Origin of the sequence: Aliivibrio sifiae, assembly GCF_002954715.1 — a bacterium.
Lineage (GTDB): Bacteria > Pseudomonadota > Gammaproteobacteria > Enterobacterales > Vibrionaceae > Aliivibrio > Aliivibrio sifiae.
The window spans coordinates 1,221,387-1,235,780 of record NZ_MSCP01000002.1; the positions used below are offsets into that span (position 1 = coordinate 1,221,387).

At 38.4% G+C, this 14,394-nt stretch carries 10 protein-coding genes; 4 read left to right on the forward strand and 6 right to left on the reverse strand.

Annotation, left to right across the window (positions count from 1 at the left end):
• Nucleotides 1-85 precede the first annotated feature (85 nt).
• Nucleotides 86-1,270, reverse strand: coding sequence for a maltose/maltodextrin ABC transporter substrate-binding protein MalE (gene malE, locus BTO23_RS16640; RefSeq protein ID WP_061004304.1), 1,185 nt, complete (start codon nucleotides 1,268-1,270; stop codon nucleotides 86-88).
• A gap of 426 nt (nucleotides 1,271-1,696) precedes the next feature.
• On the opposite strand from malE, the gene malK reads away from it, so the two are divergent.
• Both malK and glgX read left to right on the forward strand, forming a co-directional pair.
• Entirely contained in the window at nucleotides 1,697-2,806 is a 1,110-nt protein-coding gene (malK, locus tag BTO23_RS16645) for a maltose/maltodextrin ABC transporter ATP-binding protein MalK (protein WP_105064083.1), read from the forward strand.
• 74 nt (nucleotides 2,807-2,880) lie between these two features.
• Nucleotides 2,881-4,836, forward strand: coding sequence for a glycogen debranching protein GlgX (glgX, locus tag BTO23_RS16650; RefSeq protein WP_061004302.1), 1,956 nt, complete (start codon nucleotides 2,881-2,883; stop codon nucleotides 4,834-4,836).
• 346 nt (nucleotides 4,837-5,182) lie between these two features.
• On the opposite strand, the gene BTO23_RS16655 is transcribed toward glgX, so the two are convergent.
• On the reverse strand, nucleotides 5,183-6,124 hold the full coding sequence (locus tag BTO23_RS16655; RefSeq protein ID WP_060992853.1) for a chemotaxis protein CheV: 942 nt from the start codon (nucleotides 6,122-6,124) through the stop codon (nucleotides 5,183-5,185).
• Between the two features lie 194 nt (nucleotides 6,125-6,318).
• Here BTO23_RS16655 and sstT point away from each other — a divergent pair, with 194 nt between their 5' ends.
• Complete coding sequence (sstT, locus tag BTO23_RS16660; RefSeq protein WP_060992852.1) at nucleotides 6,319-7,563, forward strand: serine/threonine transporter SstT; 1,245 nt, start codon at nucleotides 6,319-6,321, stop codon at nucleotides 7,561-7,563.
• Between the two features lie 130 nt (nucleotides 7,564-7,693).
• Here sstT and BTO23_RS16665 read toward each other — a convergent pair whose 3' ends face one another.
• The 3 genes from BTO23_RS16665 to glgC form a co-directional block, all read right to left on the reverse strand.
• Complete coding sequence (locus BTO23_RS16665; RefSeq protein WP_060992851.1) at nucleotides 7,694-8,356, reverse strand: YoaK family protein; 663 nt, start codon at nucleotides 8,354-8,356, stop codon at nucleotides 7,694-7,696.
• A gap of 175 nt (nucleotides 8,357-8,531) precedes the next feature.
• Nucleotides 8,532-9,980, reverse strand: coding sequence for a glycogen synthase GlgA (gene glgA / locus BTO23_RS16670; RefSeq protein WP_105064084.1), 1,449 nt, complete (start codon nucleotides 9,978-9,980; stop codon nucleotides 8,532-8,534).
• On the reverse strand, nucleotides 9,970-11,187 hold the full coding sequence (gene glgC, locus BTO23_RS16675; RefSeq protein WP_061004298.1) for a glucose-1-phosphate adenylyltransferase: 1,218 nt from the start codon (nucleotides 11,185-11,187) through the stop codon (nucleotides 9,970-9,972). The genes glgA and glgC overlap by 11 nt, the downstream gene beginning before the upstream one ends.
• Before the next feature lie 303 nt (nucleotides 11,188-11,490).
• Here glgC and BTO23_RS16680 point away from each other — a divergent pair, with 303 nt between their 5' ends.
• Complete coding sequence (locus tag BTO23_RS16680; RefSeq protein WP_105064085.1) at nucleotides 11,491-12,138, forward strand: YdcF family protein; 648 nt, start codon at nucleotides 11,491-11,493, stop codon at nucleotides 12,136-12,138.
• Nucleotides 12,139-12,205: 67 nt separating this feature from the next.
• Here the strand turns inward: BTO23_RS16680 and glgB are convergent, their stop codons facing one another.
• Nucleotides 12,206-14,353, reverse strand: coding sequence for a 1,4-alpha-glucan branching protein GlgB (gene glgB / locus BTO23_RS16685; protein ID WP_105064290.1), 2,148 nt, complete (start codon nucleotides 14,351-14,353; stop codon nucleotides 12,206-12,208).
• Nucleotides 14,354-14,394 lie beyond the last annotated feature (41 nt).

Consider the following 14,394-nt stretch of genomic DNA (forward strand, 5'->3'; position numbering starts at 1 on the left):
ATAACAAACTTACTCAAGTGGGTATATATCGATAAAATGATTCTGTTTTAATCTAAAGAGGAGGATGGTTCCTCCTCTTTATTTTTTATTTAGTCATTCGCTGCTCTGCAGCTGCTAATGCATCATTAATCATTTGGCGACCATCTACCACATTGCCTAATGCTTCTTCCATGCTGTACCAGAACGTCGTGAACTGTGGAATGTTTGGCATGATTTCACCATTCATTGCATTATCCATTGTCGCTGCGATACGCGGATCATTACCTAATTGTGCTTGGTATGAATTTAAAGCTACAGCACCTAGTGGCTTATCATCATTCAGACTTTTTAGACCTTCATCTGTAAGTAGGTAACTTTCAAAAAATTCAACAGCAAGATCTTTATTTGGAGAAACAGCACTGATACCACCAACCCAAACACCAACAAATGGTTTAGATGCTTGACCGTGGAACTTAGGAAGCGTTGTTACTCCATAGTCAATGCCAGCTTTCTCAATGTTTGCCCAGCCCCAAGGACCATTAATCATCATTGCAACATTGCCTTTCACAAATTCAGATTCAGCAACTGAGTAATCCATATCTGCAGAAATGGTTTTATCTTTTACCATCTTCTCAATAAAGCCCATCGCATCTTGAACGCCTTTTTGGTTCACACCTGCGTTTTTAATATCATAGCCGTCTGCCGTTTTCTTAAAGGCGTATCCGCCATCAGCAGCAAGTAGAGGCCATGTAAAGTAAGCACCACCACGTAAAGGCCACATGATTGCTTTTTGGTTTTTAGTCATTAGTTCTTTGTCTAATGCTGGAATATCTTCCCAATTTTTTGGTGGCGTTTTGATAATTGCTTTATTATAAATTAATGACACAGATTCAATCGCGATTGGGTAAGCGATTGTTTTGCCCTTGTACGATACGGCATCCCATGCAAAATCGACGATTTCAGATTTCAACTCTTCAGACGGTTTAATTTCAGCTAAAAGACCTGCTTCTGCAAAACCGCCAAAACGGTCATGTGCATAAAAGATCATATCTGGACCATCACCTGCCGCCGCTACTTGAGCAAACTTCTCTTCCGCCTTATCAGGGAAAGCAACGGTAACCTTAATACCTGTATCTTCTTCAAATCGTTTACCTACTTCAGCCATACCTTCATAAGACTTATCACCAGTCACCCAAATAGTAAGTTGACCTTCTTCGATTGCAGCAGAAGCGTTAATTGAACCAAGAGCTGCCATTGTGCATAGCGCGACAGTACTGAGGACTTTTTTCATTGTGAATCCTTCCTTTATAATTAGCGAATCATCCGTAGGGTTGAAGTAAAAGTAGATGATGATTCAATTTTCAGGATGTATTTTCATTAATAAATCCCTTAAATTCATCCTCCTACTCCCTACGCCCTTTTAACACTCAACAAAAAGCGTGATCTCAATCAGGATAAGAGCTGCGCCACCTCACAAAACAAACGCGAAGTGAGATCATCTTCACATTGAATTTTAAAAAAACTTTGAACTCCGTCGATATTTATTAAAAACGTGACCTAAGTACTCCTCCCCCCTACTCCCCCAAAAAAAAGAAGAAGGAGGAGGATGACGAACGCCTCCATTTACATAAGAATGACACTATAAAAGCGCATAGCTAATACCAAGCTGAATAAGTAGTTGGTAAAAATTATTTAAAATTAGATGAGGATAGACACAATGACGAGTGTCACTTTACGCAACGTTTGCAAATCCTATGGCGACGTTAAAATCTCGAAGAACATTGATTTAGATATAAACTCTGGTGAGTTTGTTGTTTTTGTTGGGCCATCGGGCTGTGGTAAATCAACGTTATTGCGTTGCATTGCGGGTTTAGAAGACATTACGTCTGGCGACTTATACATGGGTGAAAAACGCATGAATGATGTCGAACCCTCTAAACGTGGCGTAGGTATGGTTTTCCAATCTTATGCGCTTTATCCACATTTAAACTTGTTTGATAATATGTCTTTTGGCTTAAAGTTAGCAAAAGCAGATAAATCTGAAATCAAAAAACGTGTTGATCACGCCGCTGATATCCTACAACTAGGTCATTTACTAGAACGCCAACCTAAAGCACTTTCTGGTGGTCAACGCCAACGTGTTGCTATCGGTCGTACTTTGGTATCTCAACCAGACGTTTTTCTTCTTGATGAGCCTTTATCAAACCTTGATGCGGCATTACGTGTTCAAATGCGTATCGAAATTGCCAAGCTGCATAAAAAACTAAATTGCACCATGATTTATGTAACTCATGATCAGGTTGAAGCAATGACAATGGCTGAAAAAATTGTAGTGCTAGATGGCGGGTATGTTTCTCAAGTTGGTGCGCCGCTAGAACTATACCACTACCCAAAAAACCGCTTTGTAGCAGGCTTTATTGGTTCTCCTAAAATGAACTTTATTAGCGTCTTCATTGAAGATGTTGAGAAAAATCAAGTTAAGGTTCAATTTAAGAACGGCGCTTCATTTTGGATCCCTGTCGATGGTACACATGTCACTCGTGGTGAAAGAATGTCACTAGGTATTCGTCCTGAGCACTTAGTTTCTGCTGACAATAGCGACGCTGTTATTAAAGGAGAAGTTTTAGTTGTTGAAAAATTGGGATATGAAACACAAATTTATTTAACAATTGAAGATGCCGATGCCGATATGATATACCGTGTCCCTGACACTGCGTTAGTTGAAGCAGGAGATGCCTTCTCTGTCGGAATTCCCGCACATCGATGTCATTTATTTCATAATGATGGAAAAGCATGCCAAAGGCTCTATAAAGAAGCCGGCGCTTAACAAACATTACTCATTTATAAAAAAAGCCCAACAATGAATTGGGCTTTTGTTGTTTATTCAGTAAGAGGAATATTGTGAACACACACCATGCTTTCCCGCACCCTCTAGGCGCAACATTAACTCCCGATGGATGTAATTTTTCAGTCCATCATTCGTCTTCATTTCCTCTATCATTAATTATTTTTAATGATGATGGTACCTATAATGAACATCCATTCACTGAAGAATATGGTTCAATTAAATATACCTTCATTGACAATATCACTAAAGACACTGCTTATGGTTTTAAAATAATTCAAGATAAAAAAGCACTGCTTTTACTTGACCCATACGCTAAAGCTTTAAAGAACACACCTCATTATGATGTCCCTTATACTGCAGAACAAAGTTGGGTCCTAGCGCAATCTCTTGTCGTTGATGACACATTTGATTGGCAAGAAACACCAAAACCAATGATCTCTCGTTCTGAAACTATTTTATTAGAAACTCATGTAAAAGGATTTACGCTATTAAATCCAAAAGTGGATACTAAAGTAAGAGGCACCTACCTTGGTTTGGCTGATCCAGCCAACATCGCACACTTAAAGCACCAAGGCATTACAAGTATTCAGTTGCTTCCTGTTGCCGCTTGCATGCATGAGCCTCATTTACTTGAAATGAACATGGTTAACTACTGGGGTTATAATCCAATTTCATTTATGGCACCCGATCCACGCTATGCGCGTAATGACGCTGTCACTGAATTAAAAACAGCAATCAGAGAGCTTCATAAAAACAATATAGAAGTCATTCTCGACGTGGTATATAACCATACCGCTGAGGGCGGAGATGGTGGAGTTACCTTTAACTTAAAAGGCCTAGACCAAGACTATTATCTGCATCACCATGGCAAATATACCAACTATACAGGGTGCGGGAATACACTAGACATTACACATCAACCAAGCTTAAACCTTGTTATGGATACGCTAAGATATTGGGTTGAGCAATACCATATCGATGGTTTCCGATTTGATTTAGCAGCAACACTAGGGCGTGAATACGATCAATTTAACCCTAATAATGCGTTCTTTAAAGCCGTAGCTCAAGATCCAATACTTCAGAAAGTAAAATTGATTGCAGAGCCATGGGATATTGGCCCTAACGGTTATCAAGTGGGTCAATTTCCTGATGGTTGGAATGAGTGCAGTGATAAATTCCGTGATACGACAAAGAGCTTTTGGCGTGGTGAGCAAAACTATTTAAAATCAATGGCAACTCGTTTAATGGGTTCTCGCGATCTGGTTAGTGCTTCCCGCTGGCCTCATAAACTGCCTGTCAATTATGTCAGCTACCATGATGGGTTTACGCTTCAAGATCTTGTTAGCTACAAAGAACGCCATAATCTTGCTAATGGTGAAGAAAACCGCGATGGACATGGTGATAATCGTTCTGATAACTATGGTGTTGAAGGCCCAACAGATAACCCAAGGGTCATTGCTCTACGTGAAAAACAAAAGCGTAATATGGTGACTACCTTATTGTTTAGTTTTGGCATCCCTCATCTTTTAGCTGCTGATGCTTGCTCGCACACTCAACAAGGTAATAATAACGCTTATTGTCAAGACAGTGATATTAGTTGGGTAAATTGGGATTTAGATGAAACCGCTCTAGAGTTTAAACGCTGGCTATCAGACATGATCCAAGCCAGACAAACTCATATGGTACCAGTCATTAATGCATTTAGCGGCACGAGTAGATCCAAACAGAAAGTCGCTTGGTATACGCCTGAAGGTAGTAATATGACTCATGCCGATTGGCACGGTGCTGAATCATTATGTCTTCATCTCAATATATATGATGGAACTAAAGAGTTACTGATTTTAATTAACCAATCAAACATACCAACTCGTTTTGAGTTACCAAAACCCAAGCAACATTCACGTTGGTCTTTAGTATGTAATACTCAGCATACTCAAGTAACATCAAAACATGCCGTTGTTGATTACAGCTTATCGCCGTTATCTATTGCCATATTTAATGCCGAATAAAGAAAGGCTATCAAAATCACAATAAAAAAGGAGGCAATTAAGCCTCCTTTTGTTTTTCAACTAAGCTAATCTAGCCCAGATTCAGATTTTACACGTCCTTTGTGATATGTTCTATACGCTAAAACCGTCAGCGTAATTATTAGCTTAGATATCATCCAGATCATATACGAACAATCTACCTTATAACATGGTGTGTAAAAGACAAAGCGTCTTGCTCTTAGCGCTCCAATGTCATGGAACTGTCAATATTATACCAAATAACAACAAACCTGTCACATTTAGTATGAACTTACCCACATTACGATGATGTAAAAACTTAATACAACATTAAACGAATAAAAGACAACTAAATGATTTGAGCTAATCTCTCTTGAACAACGCCTACAATCAGATCTGGTTGAAACTTAGAAATAAAACGGTCACACCCTACTTTCTGAACCATTGCATCATTAAAACTGCCACTTAACGACGTATTTAACGTAATAAACAAATCATTCATTCTAGGATCATTTCTGATTTCATGAGTCAGTCTATAGCCATCCATCTCTGGCATTTCTGCATCTGTGATCATTAATAAAATTTCATCATTAACCACTTTGCCTTCATCACACCACCCTTTTAAAAGATCGAGAGCTTGGCGTCCGTCACTTCGCTCAATCACTTCAAGACCAAGTTGTTGTAATGTATTTCTGACTTGAGTTCGTGCCGTACTTGAATCGTCAACGATAAGCACTTTACGCCCATGCATATGACTAACCAATTCTTGATCTAGCACGCCTTCCGAGATTGAAATGTCGTATTCAATAATCTCAGCTAATACTTTTTCTACATCAATAATCTCAACGATTCTCGTGGTATTAGGTTCAACCTCAACTTGAGTAATTGCAGTAAGAAAATTATGGCGTCCTACCGTTTTTGGTGGCGGTTGAATATCAGCCCATGTTGTATTAATAATATTCTGAACTTGGCCAACCAAGAACCCTTGGGTTGTGCGGTTATATTCAGTAATAATTAGTGTGCTTTCTTCATCATTACCCATTGGTTTCATACCGATAGCACCACGCAGATCAATCACAGGAACTGATTCACCACGCAAACTCGCAACACCTGAAATATGATAATGAGAGCCGGGCAGCTTAGTTAGCTTTGGTACTTTTAATATTTCTTTTACTTTAAAAACATTAATCGCAAAAATTTGAGTGGTGTTTAGCTTAAAAAGCAACAATTCCAATCTATTTTCACCCACGAGTTGGGTGCGCTGATCAACACTATTTAACATTCCACTCATAAACATCACTCATTTGATTATCATTGCCGATATTATCACCAGCAATTATTTCTGTAACACGTTAATACTATATATTATCGGCATTTTTCTAGAAGTCTTTAACAAGTTAGTGCAAAAAAATAGACAATAATGTTACTATCTTTCGCATAAGCATCAGATAAGATGCATGTTGTACTAAATTAAAGGAATTTAATATGCCGCAAGCCCAACCCTTACTCGTTCGTATGATGAATACAAACATTGTTATACAAATTCTAATAGGTATTGTCGCTGGTGTCACACTTGCCACACTGTCACCAGAAACTGCTGTTTCTGCTGGTCTTTTTGGTCAACTATTTGTTAGTGCCCTAAAAGCCGTCGCTCCTATTCTTGTATTTATTCTAGTTGCATCTTCAATTGCAAATCAGAAACGAGGCCAAGATTCAAACATGAAACCTGTCGTGGTTTTATATTTAGTTGGTACTTTTTGTGCGTCACTAACTGCCGTCACTATGAGTTTCATTTTCCCAACTACTTTATCTCTAGTCACTGATGCTGCAACCAATAGTGCTCCTGAAGGCATTATGGAAGTCCTTTATACTCTACTATTCAAAATCATTGATAACCCAATCAATGCATTAATGACTGGTAACTTTATCGGTATTTTAGGCTGGGCAATTGCTCTTGGTTTGGGCTTACATTCTGCGTCTGATGCAACAAAAAAAGTGTTCATTGACCTTTCAAACTGTATTTCGAGCATTGTAACGGTAGTTATCCGTTTTGCACCAATTGGTATCTTTGGTCTTGTAGCAAGTACCTTTGCAGAGACAGGCTTTGATGCATTAGCTGGCTACTCTCACCTATTAGCCGTTCTACTTGGTTCAATGGCAATTATCGCATTAGTTGTAAACCCATTAATTGTGTTTATTCGAACAAAACGCAACCCATACCCACTTGTGTTCTTATGCCTGCGTGAAAGTGGTGTGACGGCATTCTTCACTCGAAGCTCTGCTGCAAACATTCCAGTAAACATGGCATTATGTGAGCGTCTAAACCTACATAAAGATACTTACTCAGTATCAATCCCATTAGGTGCGACAATCAACATGGCCGGTGCTGCAATAACAATTACCGTACTTACGCTTGCAGCAGTACACACATCAGGTGTTGCTGTTGATTTACCAACCGCTCTATTACTTAGTTTAGTTGCTGCTGTCTCTGCGTGTGGTGCCTCAGGCGTTGCCGGTGGTTCATTGCTACTTATCCCATTAGCATGTAGCCTATTTGGTATTCCAAACGAAGTGGCCATGCAAGTTGTTGCTATCGGCTTTATCATTGGTGTGGTTCAAGATTCAGCAGAAACAGCGCTAAACAGCTCTACTGATGTTCTGTTCACTACAGCAGCTTGTCGTAAAGCTGACAATCCATATAAGCCACTAGTTCAAACATCAAATTCTTAATCAATACTAAGAAATAAAATCAAAAATGGCAGCTAATTTTAGCTGCCATTTTTTTATTTACGGATTTATACCAATGTAACGAATTAGATGATCTATTTATTACTGGAATTGGTATTATTATCTAACTTTATTAATGATCTTTATGCTGATACAAATAAATAGAATAAGAGAGTGCTAATAAAGCACATAACGTAGCAGGTATCGCTAGCGTATTGATCCCTAAAGAAGGATAAAAATAACCGCCAATTACACCGCCAAAAATAAAGCCAAACGCAATGAATAAATACAATGCTAAACGACGGTGATGAATTGGTTCACCTTTTAACTTCATTCCTAACATGATCCCAAGATCTGTAAGCACACCTGTAACATGAGTGGTTCGAACAACAGCACCACTATAAGTTGTGACTAGACCATTCTGTAAACCACATGCAGCAGAAGCAAAATAGTGTCCCCACTGACTGCCTTCATTCAACACGAACATCGCAACAAAAAGTAAAAGGCTTTCAATAACCAAAGCAAAGTTATAACGACGCCCTAATTTTAATGCGGTACACCCGACAATAAGACTACTTAATGAAGAGCCTAAAATGAAACTGAATATAATGAAAAATAAATGCCATGTTTCCTCATTAAAACCAAGCAATTGCGTGCCTAGTAACGTTGCAGTCCCTGAAAGATGAGAAATTGACTGATGTTGAAAACCCAGCAAGCCCACTGAGTTAGTAATTCCAGCTAAGAGAGCTAGAAAAAAGGTGCCGTACTCGACCCATTTAGGTAATTTTGAAATCACAATTCGATACCTAGCCAGTAAAGAGCGTTATTCTATACCCAAGTAAGCATAAGATACAATTTCAGCAAGAATTTATTATACTCTATACTGATTATTGACTTACCAACGTTAAAATAAAAAGGAAAGACAAAATGCCTTTCCTCCGTTATTGATTATTTGTTACTGCTAAAGAAGTTTAAGACAAATACATCTCAACATATTTATCAGCCGCTTCATCCCAACTAAAATTTTGCTTCATTGCATGCAGTTGCACACGCTTAATTTCATTTAGGTTTTGGCTATAAAGTAATAAAGAACGCATTAATACTAATAACAATTCTACAGGCTCTGGATTTTTAAAACTAAACCCTGTGGCATTATCAATATCACTGTCGTAATCAGTTACACTGTCTTTAAGACCACCAACTTCACGAACAATTGGAAGCGTGCCATAAGCCATACTATAGATTTGATTCAATCCGCACGGTTCAAATTCTGATGGCATCAAAAAGAAATCCGACGCAGCTTCAACCCAATGAGCTAACTTATTGCTATAAGCTTCCACAAAAGCAAATTTATCACTATTTATTGCCGCAATTTCTGCTAGTTGATTAGCAAGAACAGGATCACCAGTTCCAACAATAACAACTTGAACATCATTCTTTAAGAACTGCTCTAAAATAGGTAATAGATAATGAATGCCTTTTTGATTAGTCAAACGACAAACCATGCCATACATCGCTACCTCTTTTTGAGGTAAATTCACTTCTTCTTGCAATGCAGATTTACATGCCTTCTTGCCACGAACCATACTAATACGGTTTGCTTTAAACTGTTTAGGAATGAAGCTATCTACTTCCGGACTCCACTCACTATAATCACATCCATTAAGGATCCCAAACAGATCCGACTCTCTTGATTGGAAATCAACAGCCATGCCATGAGAACCTAACTCTGTAAGTAGTTCTTTTGCATAAGTTGGGCTTACTGCATTAATTTTATCTGCACATAGTACGCCCGCTTTTAGCATACTAATATGACTATGGCTTACTGCAGCTTCAGGGACATAATTTGCTTTAAATTCAGCAAGGCATGCAATTTCATCATAATGAAAAATACCTTTAAATACCGCATTATGAACAGACAAAACTGAACGGATATGCGAAAAGAAAGCGTCATTTTCATAACGTTTTTTCAGCAGATATGGGACTAATCCGGTATGCCAATCATTTGCATGAATTATATCCGGTTGAACATTAAGTTTTGGTAACATATCAAGACAAGCTGCACTGAAAAAAGCAAACCGTTCACCATTATCAGAATACGCTTGGTTATTTTCAGCGTACATCTCTGAACGATCAAAATACTCTGCACACTCAATACCAAACACAGAAATGCCATCAACTTCTAGCGCTCTTACTTGATAAGGCGTATGTGGCCAGTGTGTTAATGTTGTTTCCAGTAAGATATCAGCGGCATCTCGGCCTGAAATCGACTGATAGGCAGGCATCACGATGTTAACCTGATGCCCTAACTTTTTAAGTGACTTAGGCAGAGCCTTGGCAACGTCTGCCAAGCCTCCACTTTTAATCAACCCTTCAACCTCAGATGCTACAAATAAAATTGAAAGCGTCTTAGTAACCAATTCTCTCTCCTTTAGGGATAACGACTATACCCTCATCTGAAACATGATATCTCTTCTTATCTTCTTGAAGATTAACACCAATTTCAGTTCCTGGGGCAATATCTACGCCTTTATCAATGATAACTCGGCGTAAAACACAGCCTTTACCGATTTTTACATCACCTAAAAGAATACTTTCACTAATATCACACGCTGAAGCAATATTACTACGGAAGCCTAATACTGATTTTTCAATGCGTGAACCACGGACATAACTACCGCCACACACTAAGCTGTCGATAATTTGCACTCGGCCATTATCTGAATCACTGAATGTTGCAGGTGGAAGTGGTGGGTAATACGTATGTAAAGGCCATTTACGATTATAAAGAGAGAATGGAGCATCTTTCTTTAACAGATCCATATGAGCTTCCCAGTACGATTCAATCGTACCTACATCACGCCAATATACTTCTTCTTTTTCACCCGTAATATGGTTAGTACTGAAATCATAAACATAGACATTTCCTTCAGGGAACATCTTAGGAATAATATCTTTACCAAAGTCATGTGATGAATCAGCAAGATCAGCATCATACTTAAGCTCTTTACATAAACTTTCAGATTCAAAAATGTAATTACCCATTGATACAAGAGCAATACCTGGATGACCAGGAATACATTTTGGTGTTGCTGGTTTTTCTTCAAAGCCAATCATTTTCCCGTGCTCATCAACCTCTATAACACCAAAGCCAGTGGCGTCTTTTGCAGGCATACGAAGTGCAGAGACAGTCAGAGCTGCTTGTTTCTTCTTATGGAAATCGAGCATTTGTCGAATATCCATCTTATAAATATGGTCAGACCCAAAAATACATACATGTTCAGGATCTGATGCTTCAATAAAGCTAATGTTTTGATAAATCGCATCCGCAGTACCTTCGTACCAACGTTTACCTGTACGCATTTGCGCAGGAACAGGGTCAATAAAGCGATCTGTAATTCCGTTTACATTCCAACCTTTTTTCATATGTTGGAATAATGATTGCGACTTAAACTGAGTTAATACATAAATACGCATTAAATCTGCATTTACAAAATTGTTTAAGGCAAAATCGATTAAACGATAACTACCACCAAACGGTACTGCAGGTTTTGTACGTGACTCTGTTAACGGACGAAGACGTGAGCCTTCACCTCCAGCCAAAATCATTCCTAATACACCAGCCATTTTCTCTCCAACTTTTATAATTAAAATCGTAATTATTAAAAATATTACTTATATCTGTTTATTTTGGGATTAACTTAACACATTTGGATTACAAAACTGTGAAGCATGTAACTTCAATTTATTTACAAAAAAGATTCAATCAATAATGTGCATCAGCTCAATCTTTACCACTTTCAAGTTAACTATACGTTAACATAAAAAACACAAAACCAAAATACAGTACGGCAAACTAAATACACTATTTGCATGATCAACAGAGCCTATGTAATTATCAAATGACTCATATAAAGTTTCGAGGTTTTTATGTCACCTTCGCTTTTCCAGCAACTGCAATTGGTATGGGATTACCATTTACTGAATCAACCGATTAAAAAAAGTGATGCTATTTTTGTTTTATGTAGTTATGACTTACGCGTTGCTGAGCATGCAGCACAACTATATCTGGATGGTTATGCACCGTTATTGATCTTTTCAGGAGCTCAAGGTCGTGCAACTGAGGGGCTGTTCACATTAAGCGAGGCTGAAACCTTTGCGAATGTTGCCAAAGACATGGGAGTTCCTTCTTCAGCAATTATTATCGAGACAAAGGCAACAAATACTGGAGAAAATATACTCTTCACTCAAGCCTTATTAAAAGAAAAAAAGATTACGCTTAACTCTCTTCTTTTAGTTCAAAAGCCATATATGGAGAGAAGATTACTCGCTACTTTCTTAAAAAACTGGACCAATATAGAATTCTGTATTTCATCGCCTAATATTACTTTTGTTAATTACCCTACAGAAGAGGTCACATTTGATCATGTCGCTAGTATTATTCTAGGTGAATTACATCGCTTAAAAGTATATCCAACACTAGGATATCAAGAAGCACAGGATATTCCCGATGATGTTTGGCAAGCCTTTGAAAATTTGACTACGATTGGGTTTGATGAGTATTTATTGCCAGAATAAAGCAAGTAATAAAAAATCCCTGAATAACATAATTATTCAGGGATTTTTATTACGTAAAGCTTAATTATTACTTCAAACGATAAAACATTGTCGACAATGGAGGCAATGTGATTGAAATAGACTGTGGTAAACCTTGAGACTCAATAGCTTCTGTTTTCACTTCACTAACAACAGTGTAGTCACTACCACCATAGAAGTTCGCATCACTATTTAGAATCAGTTCGTAATCGCCGGCAATAGGCATACCTAAACGGAAATCTTCTCTTGGAGCTGGTGTGAAGTTACTAATAACTAAAATACGTTCGCCGTTATCACCTAAACGCTCATGAGCTAACACACTCATTTCAGCTTCGTCGTGCAAACGCCACTCAAAACCCACTGGGCTACAATCATTTTGATACAATGCAGGCTCAGACGTATACATTTTATTCAGGTCTCTCACTAAAGACTGCATACCTGAATGACGTTCAAATTGCGTTAAGAACCATTGTAATTGACTATCATGATCCCATTCAGCACTTTGAGCAATCTCTGTTCCCATGAAGTTTAATTTCTTACCAGGTTGCCCATACATGTACCCCATGTACGCACGCATATTGGCTGTTTTCTGCCACTCATCACCCGGCATTTTATCTAAAATAGATCCTTTACCATACACTACTTCATCATGAGAAAGTGATAATACATAGTTTTCACTAAATGCGTATACCATTGGGAAAGTGATAGTGTCGTGGTGATAACGTCTGTGAATTGGATCTTCTTGAATATAGCTAAGGCTATCGTGCATCCAACCCATATTCCATTTAAAGCCAAAGCCTAAACCACCATCAAATGTTGGTGCAGAAACACCAGGGAATGCGGTTGATTCTTCGGCAATAGTCATTGCATTTGGATAATGAGAATATACTTCTTCATTCATCCATTTTAACAAGGCTATTGCGCCGTGGTTATGGTTACCACCATCCCAATTAGGAATCCACTCACCATCATCGCGTGAATAATCAAGGTAAAGCATTGACGCAACAGCATCAACACGTAAACCATCAATATGGAAATGTTCAAACCAGTACAAAGCATTTGAGACTAAGAACTCACGTACGTGTTGTTGGTCATAATTGTAAATAAAACTCTGCCAATCATTATGCCAACCACGACGAGGGTCAGGATCATTAAATAATGATGTACCATCAAAGTTCGCTAAACCGTGTGAGTCTGATGGGAAATGTGCAGGAACCCAATCAAGAACAATACCTACACCAGCTTGATGACATTGATCAACAAAAAATTTGAAATCATCAGGTGTACCGAAACGACTTGTTGGAGAGAATAAGCCGATTGGTTGATAGCCCCATGAGCCATAGAATGGATGCTCTGAAACAGGCATTAATTCGATGTGGGTATAGCCCATGTCAACAATGTAAGGAATTAATTGCTCCGCTAATTCACGATATGTTAAGAAATCACCCTGTTCGTTTCGTTTCCATGAACCAGCATGCAACTCGTAAAAAGATAAGGCTTCTTTCTGCTTTTGGGTTACCGAGCGAGTTTGCCATGTCGTATCTTGCCATTGGTATTCTTTTTGGTCATAAACCACCGAAGAAAAAGAAGGATATTGCTCATTATAGGCACCAAACGGATCCATTTTATGAGGTAATGCTTCACCATTTGGCCCTTTTAGCTCAAATTTATATTTAGTTCCTGCTTCTTGCTCAGGAATAAATAGTGCCCAAAGTCCATTATCTATGCGCTGCATTAAATGACGACGACCATCCCATTGGTTAAAATCACCAATAACACTGACAGAAGAAGCATTAGGAGCAAAGACGACATAACGAACACCTTGGACTTCCTTGCCATCTCGCTCCACCGTCATTAAATGCGCGCCTAAATGGTTATACATCTCTTTTGGTGTATGGGCTTGAGCATTAGTTGGCGAAATATTATGGTACTGATAAGGGTCATCAATAACTTGTTCTGTACCATTCCAATCAACCACAAGTTGATAATGTGTACTTGTAAGATCAATCGATTGATTTAAAACGAAGATGCCAGAACAAGAAGGTTCAGGAATGAGAGGATAATCAGAATGAGATTCAAGACGAACGCTTACCGAAGTGGCTCCAGGAAGCCAAACACGTAGTGCAATGTCTTTAGATTGATATTGTGGACCTAGAAAAGAAAATGGATCTGAAAATGCAGCCCTTTCGAGCTGCATGTAAATGTCCTTTTCTTTACGTTCAACAAGTAAGTTCAACG

Coding starts and splice junctions, on each gene's coding strand:
- malE (WP_061004304.1), bottom strand. CDS start 1,270: ATGAAAAAAGTCCTCAGTACTGTCGCGCTATGCACAATGGCAGCTCTT.
- malK (WP_105064083.1), top strand. CDS start 1,697: ATGACGAGTGTCACTTTACGCAACGTTTGCAAATCCTATGGCGACGTT.
- BTO23_RS16655 (WP_060992853.1), bottom strand. CDS start 6,124: ATGAGTGGAATGTTAAATAGTGTTGATCAGCGCACCCAACTCGTGGGT.
- sstT (WP_060992852.1), top strand. CDS start 6,319: ATGCCGCAAGCCCAACCCTTACTCGTTCGTATGATGAATACAAACATT.
- glgC (WP_061004298.1), bottom strand. CDS start 11,187: ATGGCTGGTGTATTAGGAATGATTTTGGCTGGAGGTGAAGGCTCACGT.
- BTO23_RS16680 (WP_105064085.1), top strand. CDS start 11,491: ATGTCACCTTCGCTTTTCCAGCAACTGCAATTGGTATGGGATTACCAT.
- glgB (WP_105064290.1), bottom strand. CDS start 14,353: ATGCAGCTCGAAAGGGCTGCATTTTCAGATCCATTTTCTTTTCTAGGT.